Source organism: Gemmatimonadota bacterium (genome assembly GCA_041390105.1).
In the GTDB taxonomy this organism is placed as follows: Bacteria; Gemmatimonadota; Gemmatimonadetes; order Longimicrobiales; family Gaopeijiaceae; genus JAGQIF01.
Genome location: JAWKQO010000004.1, coordinates 263,763 through 282,685, shown reverse-complemented (window position 1 = coordinate 282,685; position 18,923 = coordinate 263,763). Strand labels below are relative to the sequence as shown.

At 70.0% G+C, this 18,923-nt stretch carries 13 protein-coding genes; 12 read left to right on the top strand and 1 reads right to left on the bottom strand.

The window, feature by feature from the left end:
- The 3 genes from R3E10_17805 (at position 1) to R3E10_17795 (ending at position 9,344) form a co-directional block, all read left to right on the top strand.
- Positions 1-4,242, top strand: a complete 4,242-nt coding sequence (locus tag R3E10_17805; GenBank protein MEZ4417615.1) for a choice-of-anchor D domain-containing protein — start codon at positions 1-3, stop codon at positions 4,240-4,242.
- Between the two features lie 174 nt (positions 4,243-4,416).
- A complete protein-coding gene (locus R3E10_17800; protein MEZ4417614.1) occupies positions 4,417-6,555 on the top strand; it encodes a fibronectin type III domain-containing protein in 2,139 nt (712 codons plus the stop codon).
- 122 nt (positions 6,556-6,677) lie between these two features.
- On the top strand, positions 6,678-9,344 hold the full coding sequence (locus R3E10_17795; GenBank protein ID MEZ4417613.1) for a hypothetical protein: 2,667 nt from the start codon (positions 6,678-6,680) through the stop codon (positions 9,342-9,344).
- Positions 9,345-9,349: 5 nt separating this feature from the next.
- On the opposite strand, the gene R3E10_17790 is transcribed toward R3E10_17795, so the two are convergent.
- Positions 9,350-9,889, bottom strand: a complete 540-nt coding sequence (locus tag R3E10_17790) for a DUF5698 domain-containing protein (GenBank protein MEZ4417612.1) — start codon at positions 9,887-9,889, stop codon at positions 9,350-9,352.
- Positions 9,890-10,050: 161 nt separating this feature from the next.
- On the opposite strand from R3E10_17790, the gene R3E10_17785 reads away from it, so the two are divergent.
- The 9 genes from R3E10_17785 to R3E10_17745 all read left to right on the top strand — a co-directional run bounded on the left by R3E10_17785 (position 10,051) and on the right by R3E10_17745 (position 18,916).
- Positions 10,051-10,443: a hypothetical protein gene (locus R3E10_17785; protein MEZ4417611.1), complete on the top strand. Its 393-nt coding sequence runs from the start codon at positions 10,051-10,053 to the stop codon at positions 10,441-10,443.
- Between the two features lie 116 nt (positions 10,444-10,559).
- A complete protein-coding gene (locus R3E10_17780; protein MEZ4417610.1) occupies positions 10,560-11,069 on the top strand; it encodes a DUF6174 domain-containing protein in 510 nt (169 codons plus the stop codon).
- A gap of 140 nt (positions 11,070-11,209) precedes the next feature.
- Entirely contained in the window at positions 11,210-12,595 is a 1,386-nt protein-coding gene (locus R3E10_17775; GenBank protein MEZ4417609.1) for an isochorismate synthase, read from the top strand.
- The gene (menD, locus tag R3E10_17770; protein MEZ4417608.1) at positions 12,592-14,379 is read left to right on the top strand and encodes a 2-succinyl-5-enolpyruvyl-6-hydroxy-3-cyclohexene-1-carboxylic-acid synthase; all 1,788 of its coding nucleotides are present in this window, start codon (positions 12,592-12,594) and stop codon (positions 14,377-14,379) included. The genes R3E10_17775 and menD overlap by 4 nt, the downstream gene beginning before the upstream one ends.
- Before the next feature lie 5 nt (positions 14,380-14,384).
- A complete protein-coding gene (menB, locus tag R3E10_17765) occupies positions 14,385-15,221 on the top strand; it encodes a 1,4-dihydroxy-2-naphthoyl-CoA synthase (GenBank protein ID MEZ4417607.1) in 837 nt (278 codons plus the stop codon).
- Between the two features lie 10 nt (positions 15,222-15,231).
- Positions 15,232-16,119, top strand: a complete 888-nt coding sequence (locus tag R3E10_17760) for a 1,4-dihydroxy-2-naphthoate polyprenyltransferase (GenBank protein ID MEZ4417606.1) — start codon at positions 15,232-15,234, stop codon at positions 16,117-16,119.
- Positions 16,120-16,151: 32 nt separating this feature from the next.
- Positions 16,152-17,432, top strand: coding sequence for an aminotransferase class V-fold PLP-dependent enzyme (locus tag R3E10_17755; protein ID MEZ4417605.1), 1,281 nt, complete (start codon positions 16,152-16,154; stop codon positions 17,430-17,432).
- A 75-nt stretch (positions 17,433-17,507) separates the two neighbouring features.
- Positions 17,508-18,623, top strand: coding sequence for a sialidase family protein (locus R3E10_17750; protein ID MEZ4417604.1), 1,116 nt, complete (start codon positions 17,508-17,510; stop codon positions 18,621-18,623).
- A complete protein-coding gene (locus R3E10_17745; GenBank protein ID MEZ4417603.1) occupies positions 18,620-18,916 on the top strand; it encodes a MoaD/ThiS family protein in 297 nt (98 codons plus the stop codon). Before R3E10_17750 ends, R3E10_17745 begins: the two co-directional genes overlap by 4 nt.
- Positions 18,917-18,923 lie beyond the last annotated feature (7 nt).

Sequence of the window (18,923 nt, the reverse complement as noted above, 5' to 3'; positions counted from 1 at the left end):
ATGATCCCCTCCCTCGCTTCACGAGCCCGTTGCTGGAGTGCCCTGGCCGTCACGGCGCTGGCATTGGGCTGCGACGCGGTGACCGTCCAGGCGCCGCTGGTGGTGTCCGTGGAGGTGGTGCCCGCGTCCGTCACGCTGGCGGTGGGAGAGAGCCGGCAGTTGCAGGCGGTGGTGCGTGACGAGGACGGCAGCCCTCTCTCGGCCAGCTCCATCGACTGGAGCAGCACCGCGCCCGGCGTGGCGGCGGTATCGGCGTCAGGGACCGTGAGCGGCATCGCGGTGGGCGCCGCCACCATCCAGGCTCGCGTCGGTGGGGTGACGGGATCCGCTCAGGTGACCGTAAGCAGCGCTGCCGGCTTCCAGGTGGACAGTTCCTCCGTTGCGTTCACCGCTGCGGTCGGCGGGTCGACCAGCGGACCCAAAGCAGTCGTCATCTCGGCCACGGGGGCTGTGCAGGCGAACGGACTGCAGGCGGCCGTTGGTTACGACGCCGGGCAGCCGGCGGGGTGGCTGACAGCAGGGTTGTCCTCCACCACCACACCGGCGCTCCTCACGTTGACCGCGAACGGCGGATCGCTGCCTCCAGGCGACTATGGCGCGTCCGTGGAGATCTCGGCTCCCGGGTATGCGCCCACGGGTGTGCGCGTGACGCTTTCGGTGCGTGGCTCCGCAACGCAGATCCAGCTCGATCGCACTGCAGTGGGATTCCAGGCGGTGCGTGGCGGGGCGGTGCCGGTGCCGCAGACCGTGCAGGTCACCAATGGAGGCTCGGGCACCCTGAGTGGTCTGACCACCTCCATCGACTTCGGGACGGGTCCGTCCGGGTGGCTCAGCGCGCGCCTGGGCGCGACGACCGCGCCGACGGCGCTGACCCTTACAGCGAACCAGTCGGGACTGGCGGCCGGTACATACCGGGCCACCGTGCGGGTCGAAGCAGCGGGAGCGGCCAATTCGCCACAAACCGTCGACGTGACGTTCTCGGTGACGACCGCCGGTGGCGCACCGCAGATCGGCCTGTCGGCCGACTCCGTGACCTTCGCCTGGTCAGTCGGGACCTCGACACCGTCTCCCCAGAACGTCTCGGTCACCAACCTGGGTGGAGGGACGCTGTCGGGGCTGCAGACCGCGGTCTCCTACGCACCGGGTCAGCCCACCGGTTGGTTGGTGGCGTCCCTGGCATCGGCGGCGGCGCCGACCACGCTGCAGCTTTCCGTGGTGCCGGGCGCCCTGGGGGCTGGCGTCTACGAAGCCAGCGTGGAGGTCGTCGCGGGCGTGGCGTCCAACTCTCCCCAGTTCCTGCGGGTGCGGTTCACCATCACGTCGGGGCCGCTGATCGCGCTCTCGACGGACACACTGAGCTTCAGCGCCATCCAGGGGGCCGGCAATCCGACCGCGCGCACCGTGTCGGTGAGCAACGCCGGGACGGGCACGCTGAGCGGGCTGAGCGTTCCCGTCAGCTACACGCCGGGGCAGCCCACCGGATGGTTGTCCGCGTCCCTGAGCGGCACCAGCGCGCCCACCACCGTGACGGTCTCCGCTGCCACGGGCTCGCTGCCCGCGGGGACCTACACGGCGACGGTCAACGTGACCGCCGCCGGCGCGAACAACTCGCCGCAGCCGGTGACCGTCACCTTCATCGTGTTGACACCGGCGCCGTCGATCTCGCTGAACCCCACCAGCGTGTCGTTCGCCGGCGTGGCGGGCCTGGCCAATCCGGCGGCGCAAACGGTGAGCGTCACCAACGGCGGGGGACAGCCCCTCACCGGGCTGGCGGTGGGCTCGATCACGTACGGAAGCGGTGCTTCCGGATGGCTGGCGGCGAGCTTGTCCGGGACCACGGCGCCCGCCACGCTGACGCTGACGCCCAACACGGCCGGGCTCGCGGCAGGGACCTACACAGCGACCGTTCCCGTCACGTCGCCGGTGGCGCTCACGCGTTCGGTGTCCGTGACGTTGACGTTGGCGGCGCCGCCGACCATCGGCGTGAGCCTCCCGGCGCTGACGTTCAACGGGACCCAGGGCAGCGCCAATCCGCCCAGCCAGAGCGTGAGCATCACCAACACGGGTGGTTCGACCCTGGACGGGTTGAGCACGAGCATCAGCTATGCGAGCACCTCTGGGTGGCTCACGGCATCGCTCTCCGGCACCGCTGCGCCCGCGACGCTGACCGTGACGGCGGCGCTGGGCTCACTGCCCGCGGGCACCTACAACGCCACCATCAACGTCGCATCCACGGCGGCCGGCGTGACCAATTCGCCGCAGGCGATCGCGGTGGCCTTCGTGGTGACGCAACCCCCGCCGGCCATCGGGCTGTCGCCTTCCTCTCTGACGTTCTCGCATACGCAGAACAGCGGACAACCGGCGGCGCAGACCGTGAATGTGACCAACACCGTGCCGGGCAGCACCCCGCTCAGCGGGCTGACGCTGGGGACGGTCAATTACGGGTCGGGCGCCAACGGGTGGTTGGACGTCACCCTGAACGGGACGACGGCGCCCACCACCATCACGGTGCAGCCGAACACCTCGGGACTCACTGCAGGAACATACACGGCTAGCTTCACCGTGAGTTCAACCGCGGCGACCAACAGCCCTCAGACGGTATCGGTGAGCTACGTGGTGGCCAACCCGCCCAGCATCGTACTGTCAACGAGCACGCCGCTTGAATTCCAGGCGTTGGAGGGTGGGGCCAGTCCAGCCTCGCAGACCGTCGCGGTGACCAACGGTGGGGGCGGGCAACTCACCGGACTGAGCACGTCGGTCAGCTACGGTGCCGGCCAGCCCACCGGATGGCTGTCCGCTCCGGTCGCGCCCACGACGGCGCCCGCTACCATCACGCTCTCGGCCACCACCGGGGCGCTCAGCGCGGGAACCTACAACGCCACGGTATCCGTCAGCTCCACGGCGCCCGGTGTGACCAACAGCCCGCAGGTCATCGCGGTCACGTTCGTGGTGTCGCCGCCGCCGCCGGCCATCGGCCTGAGCACGGGCTCGCTGTCGTTCAGCACGCCGCAGAACACGGGCATTCCCGCGCAGAAGACGGTGTCGATCACCAATACCGGTGGCCAGACGCTCAGCGGGTTGGCGGCGAGCGTCTCCTACCAGCAGGGGAGCGGCTGGCTGAAGGCTCCCGTGCTCACGAGCAGCACCGCACCCGCGGACCTGCAGGTACAGCCCAGCACGGACGCGCTACCGCCCGGTACTTACAACGCCACCATCTCGGTGACCGCTCCGGGGGCCAGCAACAGCCCACAAACGGTGGCGGTGCAGTACACGGTGACCGCGCCGCCTTCGATCGCGCTGTCGCGGACGAGCGTCTCGTTCGCGGCCATCCAGGGCGGGAGCAACCCGGCCGATGAGACCGTGAGCGTGACCAACGGTGGAACCGGCACGCTCAACGGGCTGTCCGTCAGCGGCGGTGCAACTTGGCTGACCGCGTCGATCTCGCCCACGACGGCACCGGCCACCGTGACGTTGAAGGCCGATGTGGGCGGGCTCACGCCGGGTACGTACAACGCGACCGTGCAGGTCGCGTCGACGGCCACCGGCGTCACCAACAGCCCCCGCACCATCAACGTGGCGTTCACCGTGACGCCGCCGCCTACGATCGTGATCAGCAAGGGCGCCTCGCAGATCACCGTGCAACAGGGCCAGAGCGGCTCAGACCAGGTGTCGATCACGGAGCTGAACGGCAATCCCATGCCAGGCATCACCACCAGCGTCACGTACGTCACAGGAGGTGGCTGGCTGAATCCCGTGCTTTCGTCCACGTCGGCACCCTCGACGCTCACCCTGAACGTCTCGTCTGGCAGTCTCGCTCCCGGTAGCTACGCGGCCACGGTGTTCATCGAGGTGGCCGGGGCCACCAACACGCCCAGGGACGTCCAGGTGGTGATGGTGGTCGAACCGCCGCCGACGATTGCGGTGAGCGACATCTCCAAGACGTTCACGGACGCGGTCGGCACAGGTTCACACACGCAGACCATCGACATCACCAACTCCGGGGCGGGCGGAGTCAACGGGTTGTCCGGCTTGTCGGCGAACATCAGCTACACGGGGGGCGGCGCGACCGGCTGGCTCTCCACGAGTCTGACGTCCACCACGAGCCCGTCGACGCTTTCGCTCACGGTCGACACGAACGTCGCGGGTCTCGCCGCGGGAACGACCTACACGGCCAATGTCGTGATCGCATCCACGACACCGGGGGCCGCGCCCGTCACCGTGCTCGTCACCTTCACTCCCTGACGGCGGACGCGCTTCGCGCCGCTGCGCCCACGCAACAGCGCCGCATCCACTCCTCACTTGGCGGATCCGCGCCGCCCCGTAGCGGGGTCACATGGCCGGATCTCGTTTCCTGTTGCGCATTTCCCCGGTAGTACCTATTCCCTGTGCGTCGGGTCTTGAGGAGGGTTTCGGGGTTTGCTTCGCAGGGTTTCCTACCGGTTCGCGTGGCTGGGCGTCGTGTCGGCCACCGTCTTCTCCGCGTGCGACGACGTTTCGGTCAACACCCTTCCGGTGAGTTCGATCGAGATCGCGCCTCGGTCCGTCGAGATCGCGGTTGGCGAGGTGGTGCAGCTCACTGCCACCGCGTATTCGGGAGACGGGTCGGCGGTGTCCGGACCGGCCCTGAATTGGAGCTCCAGCGATCCGGCCGTCGCCAGTGTGGATGCCAGCGGTCGCGTGACCGGGTTGGCGCCGGGGACCGTTGCGGTCACGGCGACCGGATCCGGAGTGGCGGGATCCGCGGCGGTATCGATCGGACTTCCCGCGCAGGTCGCACTCTCGGACGCGGATGTCCAGTTCAGCGCGGTGGAGGGAGGGGCCGATCCAGCCGATGAGCGGATCGGAGTGGACAACCGGGGCGGGGTCACGCTGAACGACCTGGTCGTCGATGTCATCTACCAAAGCGGTGCCAGCGCTTGGCTGGACGCAACGCTCGCGTCCAGCACGGCGCCCACCGTGCTCACGCTCTCACCGCGCGTGGCGGGTCTCACCGTGGGGACCTACGGAGCGCGCGTGACGGTCCGCTCGGACCGGAGCGGCTCCAGTCAGGACATCGCCGTCACGCTCACGGTGGCGCCGCCCAGTCCCGACATCCGAGTCGACCCCGACTCGCTGACCCTGGGTGGCCGACCCACGGCCACGGGCTCCGTGCAGGTACGCAACGCCGGCGCCGGTGTGCTGGATGGACTGGCTGCCAGCGTCCGCTATCCGAGCGGGAGCCCTTCGGGATGGCTCACCCCCAATCTCAGCTCCCCCACCGCGCCGACCTCGCTCGGGTTGGTGGCGGACGGGCGGACGCTGGTGCCCGGGAGCTACCGGGCCGAGGTCTTGGTATCGTCGTCCCGGCCCGGGGTCGCCACCCGCATCCTCGACGTGGTCTACGTCGTCGACTCGCTGCCGCCCTCGATCGAGGTGACGCCCGCGGCCGTGACCCTGGTCGCTGTGCAGGGGCAGGGAAGCGCGCCCTCCACGTCCGTCTCCGTGCGCAATGGCGGGGACGGCGTATTGACCGGGTTGGGAACGGCCGTGAGCTACGGACCCGGTCAACCGACGGGGTGGCTGACCTCCACGCTCTCCGCGACGGCCGCACCGGCCACCTTGACGCTCACCGCAGCGACGGCTGCACTGGCGCCCGGTCGCTACGATGCCTCGGTCGAGATACGGGGCAGTGCGGCCAACAGCCCCCGGTTCGTGGCGGTGACCTTGACCGTACAGCCGCCCACCGGCACGCCGCCCGCGGCCCCGTCTGCGCTCGTCGCCAGCGCGACCAGCGGCACCGAGGTGCAGCTGGGCTGGACCGACAACGCCAACAACGAGACGAGCCAGGAGGTCGAGCGCAGTGACGACGGCGGGGCCAGCTGGAGCACGGTTGCCACGCTGCCGCTCGATCAAACGACCTACGGCGACTCCGGGCTGACCGCGGGGGCCACCTATCTCTACCGGGTCCGTGCCTGCAACGGGCTGGGCTGCTCCGCCTTCTCCAACACCGCGACGGTGACGACGCCCGCCCCCGCCAACGTGCCCAACGCGCCCACGGGTCTGACCGCGACGCCCGTGTCCTCGACGGAAGTGGATCTCCGGTGGACGGATGCGAGTACGAACGAGTCCCGATTCGAGGTGGAGCGGCGTGTGGCCGGGGGCCCCTGGACCCAGGTGGCGAACCTGACGCCGAACACCCAGAGTTATCGGGACTCCGGGCTCCTGCCCGGGGAGCCGCACGAGTGGCAGGTCCGGGCCTGCAACCCGAGCGGCTGCTCGGGTTGGGTCGGCGTAGCGGTCACCATGCCGCCGAGCCCCCCCTCGAATCTCGTCGTGACCGGCGCCACCAGCAGCCAGGTGGATCTGCAGTGGGTGGACAACAGCACCAACGAGACGCAGTTCGCAGTGCAGCGACTGACCGGCTCGGGATGGCAGACGATGGCGACGCTGCCGCCGAATACGACGACGTGGTCGGACGTCACCGTGAGTTCGCGCACGGTGTATTTCTACCGCGTCGCCGCCTGTGCTCCCGTGTGGTGTATCGTATCCAACACCGTCTCCGTCCTCACACCCTGATCCGGCGGCGCGCCTTTAGGAGCGCCGTCCTGACGTGTCTCCTGGCCGCCGCCGGGCCCGTCCCCCGGGCCGCGGGCCAGGAGCCGCTGCCGCGCCCGGATTCCGCGGCCCAGACGGATTCGTTGTCCGCGTTGGACTCGACCGCCGCGTTGGATTCGACGGGCGGGAGGGTCCCGGACTCGTCGGTCGCTGCCGGCCTGAGCGGGGTGATCGATTCGCTCCCCGTCCAGGATACGGCCACCGCGGCCGGACGCGTCGACCCCTACGCGGTGGAGCCCGACGCGGATGGCGATGGCGTTCCCGTCTACGCGGACTGGTGTCCCGACTCCGCTCCCGGCGAGGTCGTGGATGCTCGGGGCTGTTCCACGTCGCGGCTTCCCTGGTGGGGGTGGGCGGCGGCGGTCGCCGTCGGACTCGGCCTGATCTCCGCGGCCCGCAGGCTGATTACCGGGGCCCTCCAGAGCCGCCGGCGCCGGCGCATCGGTCGCTACGGGCGCGACGCCGAGCGGGAGGTGGAGGCGTTGGCTCGCTCGCTGGAGTCGCCCCCCAGCACGGCCGCCTGGGCTCCGTGGCTGGCGGACCCGCTTCCTGAAGACGCCGACGAGGAGGATGCGCCCGGGGCCGACTCCCGGCCGTCCGAGTTGGGTCGTTGGTCGGCGCCGCCCGTAACGGGACCCTCCATGACCGGCGTGGGCTATCCGGCTCCGTCCGCGCCTCCGCCGGTGGATCTCGAACTTCTGGGACGCCGCGTTCCCCCGTCCGAGTATGAGAGCTCCCCCGCGGACCCCGCCGCGCCCACGCCTGCTCCCGCGGCCGCGAGACCCTTCCCGGAGGACTCCTTCGTCGCGTCCAGCGCGCAGATCCCACGTGGCATCTCCGACTGGCAGCAACAGCCGCTGCGCTTCGACAAGGAAGGGGCGGGGCGCAGGGGACCTCCTGCGGCCGTGCTGGTCGGCCTGGGCGTGATCCTTGTTGCTTCGACGATCGCGTTGGTAGTCCGGGTGCGCAGTGGAACCGACCCCCTGGGAGGAGCCATCGCTCCGCTCCCCGAGTCCTCGGCGCCCCCAGTGATCGTGGCCTTTACGGACGACACCGCCGGGTCGGATGCGGCACCGGGCACCAAGCCGGCCCGCATGCAGCTGGTGGCCGGTGACGGGCAACGAGGCCCCGCGGGGACCCGACTGCCGGAGCCGATCGAGGTCCGGGTCGAGGATGCCGGGGGCGTTCCGGTTTCGGGCGTGCGGGTGTTCTTCGAGGCGACCATCGGCGGGGGGGACGTCTCTCCCATCCTCGCGCGCACGGATTCCCTGGGAGTCGCCCGCACCACCTGGCGTCTGGGCCGGGCTGCCGAACGGCAGTACGTGGTGGCCCGCGTGGAAGGGTACGAAGACGGAGCGGGCGTGGCGTTCGAGGCCGTGGCCACTGCGGGCCAGGCAGCGGCGCTCCGCATCCTGGCCGGGGACCGGCAGTCCGGGACGCCCAACCTCCAACTCGACTCAGCCATCGTGGTGGTGGTGCACGACGCTCAGGGCAACCCCGTTCCGGGGGTGACCGTCGAGTTCGGGATCGCGTCCGGTGACGGCAGCGTGAGTCCGGACGCGGCCGAGTCCGATTCCGCCGGTGTGGTGCGCGCGTTCTGGACGCTGGGAGAGGCGTCGCAGACGCCCTCGCTGAGCGCGCGGCTCCGCGATCAGCCCGACCTCGCCGCCACGGCCGCTGCCAGTCTGGTGTATCCGCGCCTCGGTGTGCAGGCGGGCGTGGTGACGGGCGGTACCCACACGTGTCAGCTCTCCGGGACGGGTGCGGTGCGCTGCTGGGGCAGCAACCAGACCGGACAGCTGGGTACGGGCGCCGGAGCCGGGAGTCGGGTGCCGGTCGGGGCCGCAGCTGGATTCGAGTTCAGCGCCATCGCGGCCGGACTCGCACACACCTGCGGGGTGACTCCCGAGGGGATCGCGCTGTGTTGGGGCGACAACGCCAGTGGACAGCTCGGCACGGGAGACGCGGCGGCGCACACCGATCCGACTCCGGTTCAGACCGAGGTGCGCTTCCGCTCCATCGCCGCCGGCCCTGCGCATACGTGCGCCGTGAGCCGCGCGGGCCAAGGCTACTGTTGGGGCTCCAACGCCAACGGGCAGTTGGGCGACGGGACGCGCAGCGATCGCCTCGCCCCCGTGCGCATTCGTCTGTCTCGTCCGCTTCAGGAAGTCTCCGCCGGGTGGACGCACTCCTGCGCCCTGGCCTCCGAAGGAACCGCATACTGCTGGGGACGCAATGCGTTCGGGCAGCTGGGCGACGGGGGGACCGAGGACCGGATGGAGCCCCGGGCCATCGGCGGGGAGCGCCGTTTTCGTCATATCGCGGCGGGGAGTGCCCACACCTGTGCGGTCGAGTCCGACGGGACGCTGGCGTGCTGGGGGCAGAACAACTACGGCCAGCTCGGCCTCGGCGACGTGGAGAATCGCTCCTCGCCGACACCGGTGGTCGGAGGGCCCTGGAGATCGGTCACTGCGGGCGGCGTGCACACCTGCGCGTTGGATGCGGAGGGAACCGTGCACTGCTGGGGCCGCAACACCTACGGCCAGTTGGGTGACGGCACCACCGAAGACCGCCGTTCTCCCGTGCCCGCGCAAGGTGGGCTGGTCTTCACCTCGGTGCAGGCGAGCGGGGCCCACACGTGCGGGACGGAAGCCGGGGGTCGCACGCACTGTTGGGGCTTCAATGTCGAAGGCCAGCTGGGAGACGGCACGCGCCAAAATCGCGCGCAGCCCACGCGCGTCGGCGGGTAGGCGCGCTACTTCCTCCGATAGGGGAACATCCACCCGCGCTGGATCGATCGCGGCTCCTCGACCGTGACGAACGCCTCAGGGTCGATGCGGCGCAGGACGTCGAGCACGTGTCGGACCTGACGCCGCTGTACGACGGTCTGGACCACACCGACGGGCCCATGCAAGCCGTATCCGCCGATCTGGGTGGCGCCCAGACCCTCGGCGCGCAGGGCATCCGCAATGGCCCCGCCGTGGGTGGGGGAGATGGCCTGGATGGCGGATACGCCCAGGGCGATGCGGTCCTCGATCAGGAGACCCACCAGGTTGCCGGTCGCGAACCCAGCCCCGTAGCCCAGGATGTGCCAGACGCTGTCCAGGTGACGGATGGCCGACCCCACCGCCAGCACCCAGATCAGTGCCTCGAAGAAGCCGATGACGGGGACGATCCGGCGCGCGCCGCGCACGATCAGGAGCGTCCGCATGGTGGCCATCGAGACGTCCACCACGCGAAGGCCGAAGATGAGCAGGGGACCGAAGGGGCCGGAGAACAGGGCTTCGACCGTCATCGCAGGGCGCTCCCGGCGGGTGTGCTGAAGGTGGTTTCGCGGGCACGCGGTACTCGCCCCCTGATCCTTGGTTCCAGCGAAACTCCGCGGGGCCGGTGGCGTAGGGAGCGGAGCGCCGCGTCCAGGGGAGGCTCGGCGCAACCTCGGAAGGAGACGACGCAATGCGCACTCGCGCGTGGAGTTTGGCGTTGGTGGGAGCTCTGGCGGCCTGCGCCAGCGTGGGCGGCGGAACCGCCGCGCCGGCGGCGCCGGTGTGGACCCCGGTGGGGACGTGGAGCTTCATCACGTCGGCCCAGGGCACGACCGTGGCGGGGGAGGTCACGATCACGGAGGACCAAGGGGAGTACGGTGGTACCATCGCCCCGGACGCCGACCTGGGGATGGGCACCTTCCCGATCAGCGCGGTGGAGCGGAACGGTCAGGAGATGCGCCTGTTCGCCAGCGCCATGGGGAACATGATGGAGATGATCCTCGTTTTCGACGGCGACACCTACGACGGATCGTGGACCATGGGCGGCATGGCTGGGGACGTGAGCGGACGACGGCTTCGTTAGCGGTCGGCTGCCCGTGGACCGGCTGGGCGAGTCCGGCCCGCAGGAAGCTGTCCGGGACCGGGTCGCTGGAGCGTTTCCTTCCCGAGGGCGGGTGAGCGAGCCGGAGAGGAGGGGTCGTGAGAGCGCTGCGAATCGGGATGTCGACGCTGGCTGCGGGAGCGTGCGGCCTGGCACTGCTGGCGGGCGCGGGGGCCTGCGAGACCCTGGGCTTCGATTCCGACCGCGATCGCCTGCAGGAGGCCCGTGAGTTGTGGCAGGACCGCGGCGTGGGTGACTACCGCCTCGACGTCCGGCGGCTTTGCTTCTGCGGCTACGACGTCACGCGCGCGGTGCGCGTGACGGTCCGCTCCGGGGTCGTCGTCTCCCGCACCTACGTCGATGACGGGACGGTGGTGGGAGAGGCCCCGGGCTCCTTCGCGGGCCTTCCGGAGTTGTTCCCGGACGTGGAGGGCCTCTTCGCGGTCGTCGAGGACGCGTTGGACCGGGACGCCGATCAGTTGGACGTCACCTACGACGCCGAGTTCGGCGTTCCGCTGAACATCGTCATCGACTACCGACGCAACACGGCGGACGAGGAGCTCACCTTCCAGGCTGAGGCCTTCACCGAGCTGCCTGCCTCGGGGTGACGCCCCTAACTGCTTTGTTGACAGGGAGGTAGGGGAGGTCTCTCCGGCGGGGGTCCGGCACGGGCGTCGCCGGGACTTGGAGGCCGGCAGCGTCGCGCTGATATTGCCGGGTCACCCTTCCGGAACCCGAACCTGGCCCTGTGTCGGAACTCGACCCCTCCCTGCTCGTCACGGCACCCCCGGGCGAAGAGCCCGAGGCCGTGACTCCCATTCTGGTTTCCGAGTCGCTACGAGTGGTGCGCGCCTCGCCCTGGGCGCTGCTCAGCCGCTTCAGCGGGAGGCCCCGGGGCTTTTGGGGACGAGGGGGCGGATGGGTTGCCCACGGCGGTCTCGCCTGGGATTGGACCTGCGCGGAGCCGTCCCGGGTCGGACGACTCCGGACGGCGCTGCGCGCGCTCGGGGCCGACGATCCGGTCGGTGACCAGGACCTGCGACTGTTCGGCGGCTTCTCCTTCTCCCGCCATGGAGCGAGCGATCCCCGCTGGTCGGCGTTTCCGTCCGCGCGCTTCCAGGTGCCGCAGGTCGAGCTACGCACAGACGGGGAAGCCTATCGGCTCATCGCGCGAGCGCGGCTGACCGCCGGCCAGGACGAGCGGCCCGTGCGCGCCGGGCTGAGAGATGAACTCGCCGCGCTGGAGGCCGCGCTCGCAGACGAGCCTGCCGCTTCTCCCTGCGCCTCCGCGCCGGTCGCCTGGAGCGCGGCGCCCGAAACCCAAGCCTCCTTCGCCGCCTGGACCCGCAACGTCCGCATGGCGCTGGAGGCGATCCAGGGTGGGCGATTCCGCAAGGTGGTGCTGGCCCGTTCCGTCAGCGTGGACCCCTACAGGGGCGTCGACGCGCTCACCGCGACCCGGCGCCTCTACGCGCCCGGCTCCGAGGCGCGCGTTTTCCTGTTCGAACCGGAGCCTGGTCGTGCCCTGCTCGGCGCATCGCCGGAGACGCTCGCCCGGGTGCACGATGGCGAGGCCCACGCGACCGCCGTGGCGGGGTCGATCGCACGGGGGGCTGACGACACCGCCGATCGTGAAGCGCGCGCGCGCCTGTCCGCGAGCGACAAGGACCTGCGAGAACACGGGTTCGTGGTGCGCGACATGATCGAGCGCCTGCAGGCGCTCGGAGCGGACGTGAGTGCCGATGGCGAGCCGCACATCCTGACTCTCCCCAACATCCACCACCTGGAAACGCGCATCCGCGCCCGCCTACCGGAGCGGGTGAGCGTGCTCGATCTGATCGAGCGCCTGCATCCGACGCCAGCGGTGTGCGGGCAGCCCCGTGATGCTGCGCTCGAGTTCATCGAGAACCAGGAAGGGTTCGATCGAGGGTGGTATGGTGCGCCCGTGGGATGGCTCGACCTGCGCGGCAACGGCGTGACCGCTCCTGCGCTGCGCTGCGCGTTGCTGGAGCGAGGCCGCTGTCATCTCTTCGCCGGGGCCGGCATCGTGGAGGGCTCCGACCCCACGCGCGAGTGGGAGGAGACGCAACTCAAGTTGGAGACGGCGGGGCGCGCGCTGGCGGGAAGCGCATGAGTTGGGCGAATCGCAACCAGCTCTGGGCCCAGGTGCTGGTGGACGAGCTCGCCCGTGCGGGTGTGCGCCACGTCTGCGTCGCGCCCGGCTCGCGCTCGACGCCCCTGGTACTCGCTGCGGCCGCCCGCGGTGACCTGCACCTCCACGTCCACCTGGACGAACGCTCCGCGGGCTTCTTCGCGTTGGGGCTGGCCAAGGCGAGCGGTGTCGCGGCGGTGGTCATCACCACCTCCGGCACTGCGGTGGCCAATCTGCTCCCTGCCGTGGTGGAGGCTTCGCAATCCGAAACGCCGCTGCTCCTGGTCACTGCAGATCGGCCCGTGGTGCTGCGGGGTGCCGACGCCAACCAGGCCATCGATCAGGTGCGGATCTTCGGAGGCTATGCGCGCTGGTTCTGGGAATGTCCGGAGCCCCGGGCCTCCGAGCGGACGCTCAAGCACCTGCGCCAGGTGGCCTCGCGCGCGGTGGCCGCCTCGGGGCAGCCCGAGCCGGGGCCGGTCCATCTCAACGTGCCGTTCTCGAAGCCGCTGGAGCCGACACCGGTACCGGGAGACGTGCCGGACGATGTGCAGGAGCGCTGGCCGCTGGCCGTGCAGGGTCGGGACGGTGGGGCGCCCTACACCCGGGTGCGACGGGCCCGGCCGGCGTTGGACCAGGAAAGCCTCAAGGCGCTGGCCACGGCGGTCAGTCGATCCTCGCGCGGGCTCCTGGTGGCAGGGCCGGCCAGTGACGATGCACGCAGCCGCGCCGCGGCCGAGCGTGCAGCCGCCATCACCGATTTTCCGTTGCTTGCCGACCCGTTGTCGGGGGCACGGCGGGCGTCCGTGCTCGCGCCCACCGTGATCGGCGGCTACGACCTGTTTCTGCGCAGCCCGGCCGTTCGCAGCGCCCTCTCTCCCGATCTGATCGTGAGGATCGGCGCCAGCCCCACTTCACAGCCCCTCCTCGACTGGCTCGAGTCGTTGGACGTGCCGCATCTCGTCATCGACTCCGGCTCGCGTTGGAAGGACCACATGGCCGTGGCCACCGAGGTGCTGCGTGCCGATCCGCTGGAGGCTATGGACGCGTTGGCCGGGGCCCTCGGCGGCGGGTGGGGGCACTCGGGCTGGAACGAGCGCTGGAGGCGAGCCGATCAGGCCGCCGGGGCGGTCCTGGCGCAGGCGCTAGCCGAAGAGCCCTTCGAGGGGCGCATCGCTCACGACCTGGCAGAGGCCCTGCCGGAGGGCGCTACGCTCTTCGTCTCCAACAGCATGCCGATCCGCGACGTCGACGCGTTCGTGGCGCCGAAGGCGCGCGCGCTCCGCATCCTGGGCAATCGAGGGGCGAGTGGCATCGACGGCATCGTCTCCACCGCCCTGGGTGTGGCCCGCGAAGCCGGCGGGCCCTGCGCGGCCCTCCTGGGTGATCTTGCCTTCGCCCACGACATGAACGGGCTGCTGGCGGCGCGGGAACAGGATCTTCAACTGGTGCTGGTGGTGGTGCACAACGACGGGGGCGGCATTTTCCACCGGTTGCCCATCCGCACGCACGAACCGGAGTTCACACGCTACTTCGCCACCCCGCACGGACTGGACTTCCGCCACGCGGCCGCACTGTACGATCTTCCCTTTTCCGAGGTCAGGGCGGACGCCATGGGGATCGCGGTGCAGGACGCGCTGGCGGCCGGCGGCGTCCGTATCCTGCAGGTTCGAAGCGACCGCGATGCCAACGACCGCAGACAGCGGGACGTGGCCGCCGCCGTCCAGGCCGCGGTCGAACGCGCACTGTCCCAACAACCATCCTGAGGACGATGACGAAGCCGGATTGGCAGAAGGTCAAGGACTACGAAGACATCACCTATCACAAGAGCAACGGCGTCGCACGCATCGCGTTCAATCGACCCGAGGTCCGGAATGCGTTCCGGCCCGAGACGTTGTTCGAGCTGTCGGAGGCATTCCGCGATGCCAACGAGGACACGGGCATCGGGGTCGTACTGCTGACGGGGAATGGCCCGGCCCAGGACGGCAAGTACTCGTTCTGCTCGGGGGGCGATCAGCGGGTGCGGGGCGAGGCGGGCTACGTGGGTCGTGACGGAGTGCCGCGCCTCAACGTGCTCGAGTTGCAGCGCTTCATCCGTACCATGCCCAAGCCGGTCATCGCCCTGGTGGCGGGGTACGCCATCGGAGGCGGGCACGTCCTGCATGTGGTCTGTGACCTGACGATCGCCGCCGACAACGCCGTCTTCGGACAGACCGGTCCCAAGGTGGGCAGCTTCGACGGCGGGTTCGGCTCCTCCTACCTGGCCCGCATCGTGGGTCAGAAGAAGGCACGCGAGATCTGGTATCTGTGTCGCCAGTACGGAGCACAGGAAGCGTTGGACATGGGCCTCGTGAACAAGGTGGTCGCCGTCGACCAGCTGGAGGATGAGGGCTATGCGTGGGCGCAAGAGATCCTGGACAAGAGCCCGCTCGCCATTCGTTGCCTCAAGGCGGCCTTCAACGCCGACGTGGATGGGCAGGCGGGTCTGCAGGAGCTCGCTGGCAACGCCACCTTGCTCTTCTACATGACCGAACAGGGCAGGGAAGGGAAGAACGCGTTCCTGGAGAAGCGGCCGCCCGACTTCCGTCAGTATCCCTGGCTTCCCTGAGACCGCTTCGATGCCCTCGCTCGGGCTGTGGATCCAGGCCTCCCGTCCCAAGACCCTGACCGCAGCCTTGGCGCCCGTCTGGATCGGGATCGGCTATGCACTGTGGCAGGGCCAGTTCCGGCCCCTGCCGGCGTTGGCGGCGCTGGTCGGTGCCATCCTGATCCAGATCGGCACCAACCTGGCGAACGACTACTACGACCACGAGCGTGGCGGTGACACGTCGGCGCGGGTGGGGCCGCAGCGCGTCACGCAGGCGGGGCTCATTCCGCCGGCGGCCGTACGGCGGGCGGCCTTCCTGACGTTCGGAGCGGCGCTGCTGGTAGGGATCTATCTCGTCGGCGTGGGAGGCTTGCCCATCCTCGTGATCGGCGTGCTGTCCTTGCTCTCAGGATGGGCGTATACGGGCGGGCCGTTCCCCCTGGCCTACAACGGCCTGGGCGACCTGTTCGTTCTGATCTTCTTCGGCCCGGTGGCGGTGGGTGGCACCTATTGGGTGCAGGCCCTCGAGTGGAGAGGGGACCTGTTGTTGGCGGGGCTGGCGGTGGGTGCGCTCTCCACGGCCATCCTGGCCGCCAACAACCTGCGTGATCTCGCCACCGATCGCACGGCGGGCAAGCGCACGCTGCCGGTGCTGCTGGGGCGGAGCGCGGGGCGCGCCGAATACCTCGTCATGGTCGGCGCTGGGGTGTTGGCCCTGCCGATCGGTGTGTGGCTCTACGGGTGGCCCCGCTGGGTTCTGGTGGGCCTCGCGGTCGTAGCGGCGCTGGCTCGCCCGCTGCGCCTGGTGCTCCTGGAAGAAGACGCGCGTGCGCTGTTGCCGGCGCTCCCACTCACAGCGCGTGCAACCGGTCTGTTCGGCATCCTGGTCGGGCTGGCGTTCGCGGGGGCCGCACTGTAGCCTGCGGCACGCATCCGACCGCGAGGCCCGCCGTGCCCGATCGCCGATCCATCCCGCTTTCCCGGCGGGGCTTTCTGCGCACGACCGCGGCGGGGGTGGCACTGTCGCCCTTTGGGGCCTGCGGCGCGGGCGTGGACGACCCCGCAGCGGATCGACCCCCGCTACGCGCGCCCGCCGGCACGAGTGACGCCGCCTGGGCGGACGTGCGCGCGCAGTTCCTGCTCGATCCCGGCGTGGTGTACATGAACCACGCCAGTCTGGGCATGCCTCCGGCGCAGGTGGTCGAGGCCGTCCACTCGGGCTACGCCGCGATCTCCAGAGAGCCGCTGCACGGAAAGCACGCGCTGCAGGAGCAGATCGCCGATGTGGTGCTGCCGGGGCTGGCCGCGCTGCTGGGCGTCGCTGCCCACGAGCTCTCGCTGACCCGCAACGCCTCGGAAGCGTTGCACCTGCAGACGGTCGGCGCCCGGCTCGAGCCGGGTGACGAGGTGCTGATCACCACCCAGGAGCACCCCGCCGGATCGCGACCCTGGGCCTTCCGGCAAAGCCGCGATGGAGTGGCGGTGCGCGAGGTGTTCATCCCCAGCCCTTTGCCGAGCACAGGCGAGGTCCTGGAGCGCATGGAGGCGGCCTTCACCCCGCGCACGCGTGCCATCGCGTTTTGCCACGTCACGCGCGGTGGTCATCGCTACCCGGTGCGGGAATTGGCGGAACTGGCGCACGCGCGTGATCTCCTCTGCCTCGTGGACGGCGCCCAGGCGGTGGGTCAGTTCCCCATCGACCTGTCCGAGCTGGGTTGCGATGCCTACTCGGCCAGCCTTCACAAGTGGATGTTGGGGCCGGCCGGGACCGGGTTTCTGTACGTCCGGGAGGAGGCGCGCTCGCGCATCCGCACCGCCTTCGCGCACGATGCCACGTTGGAGGCGCCGGCCTACGATCCTCCGGGGACAGCCGACTTCCCGGTGCGCGCTGCCCTCGCCGCCTCTTTGGACTTCGTACGAACCCTTGGCCTGGGACGCATCGAGGAGCGCTGTCGCGTGCTGTCCGATCACCTGAAGGCGCGCCTGGCCGAGGTGCCGGGCCTGACACTGGTCAGCGGCGCTAGAGAGTTGAGCGCTCCGGCCTCGACGATCTTCGTCAAGGGTGATCTGGATGCCCTGGCGGCGGTTCCGCTCATCGAGGAGCGGGCTGGGACCCACATCGATGAACACCAGCGCGATGGGCACAACGCGATCCGCGTGTCCACTGCGTTCTACAACACCACCGCGGAGATCGATCGGTTGGTCGAGGTCATCGCGGAGGCACGCGCCTGAGCGCATCTGGGGGCTTGCGCTGGAAGACCTCCTCCGCGCTCTGCGACCAATGGGACGATTCGAGAGGAGGGTGGGATGAGCGGTGTGCGCGTGTTGGTCGGGACGAAGAAGGGCGCGTTCGTGTTGACGTCGGATGGCGCCCGCCGCAGCTGGCAGATTGACGGTCCGCACTTCGCGGGTTGGGAGATCTATCATATCAAGGGTTCCCGTGCGGACTCCGACCGGATCTACGCGTCACAGAGCAGCGGCTGGTTTGGGCAGGTCATGCAGCGGTCGGACGATGGGGGCCGCAGCTGGGAGACGGTCGGCAACGAGTTCGCGTACGACGGCGTGCCCGGCACGCATCAGTGGTATGATGGCACGCCCCATCCCTGGGAGTTCAAGCGGGTCTGGCACCTGGAACCCTCGCACGACGACCCGGACCTGGTCTTCGCCGGCGTCGAAGACGCGGCGCTGTTTCGCTCGGCGGATGGTGGACAGACCTGGTCGGAGCTGTCGGGCCTGCGCAGCCATGGCACGGGGCCGCACTGGCAACCGGGCGCCGGGGGCATGTGCCTGCACACGATCGTGCTGGATCCCGCTCACTCCGGGCGTATGTTCGTGGCGATCTCGGCCGCGGGAGCGTTCCGTAGCGACGACGGGGGAACCAGCTGGAAGCCGATCAATCGCGGACTGGTGTCGCAGTACATCCCGGACCCTACGGCGGAGGTCGGGCACTGCGTCCATCGCATCGCCCAGCACCCCGCGCGGCCGGACGTGCTCTTCATGCAGAAGCACTGGGACGTGATGCGGAGCGACGACGCTGGCGAGTCCTGGCACGAGATCAGCGGGAACCTCCCTTCCGACTTCGGTTTCCCGATCGAGGTGCACGCGCACGAGCCGGACACCGTGTACGTGGTGCCGATCAAGAGCGACGCCGAGCACTATCCCCCCGAAGGCAGGCTCCGGGTCTACCGGAGTCGATCGGGTGGGCACGAGTGGGAGGCCCTGACCGAGGGCCTTCCGCAACAAAACTGCTATGTGAACGTGCTGCGGGACGCGATGGCGATCGACCACCTCGATCCGTGTGGGATCTACTTCGGCACCACGGGAGGGCAGATCTACGGTTCGGCGGATGGTGGCGACCACTGGACGGCGATCGTGCGCGATCTACCCTCCGTCTTGTCGGTCGAGGTGCAGACGCTGTCATGATCCGCGTCGAGCTCCCTTCACCGCTCCGCCGGCTGGCCTCCATCGACGGTTCCGTGGAGGTGGATGTGCAGGGGACCGTGACCACGCGGGCCGTCCTCGATGCCCTGGAGGCGCGCTATCCGGCGCTGCGCGGTACCGTGCGCGATCCGGCCACGGGGCGACGGCGCGACTTCGTGCGGTTCTTCGCCTGCAAGCGGGACCTGTCCCAAGGCTCGCCGGACGCCCCTCTCCCGCGTGAGGTAGTGGAGGGACGGGAGCCCCTGCTCGTGGTGGGCGCGATCGCGGGCGGATAGCGAGCGA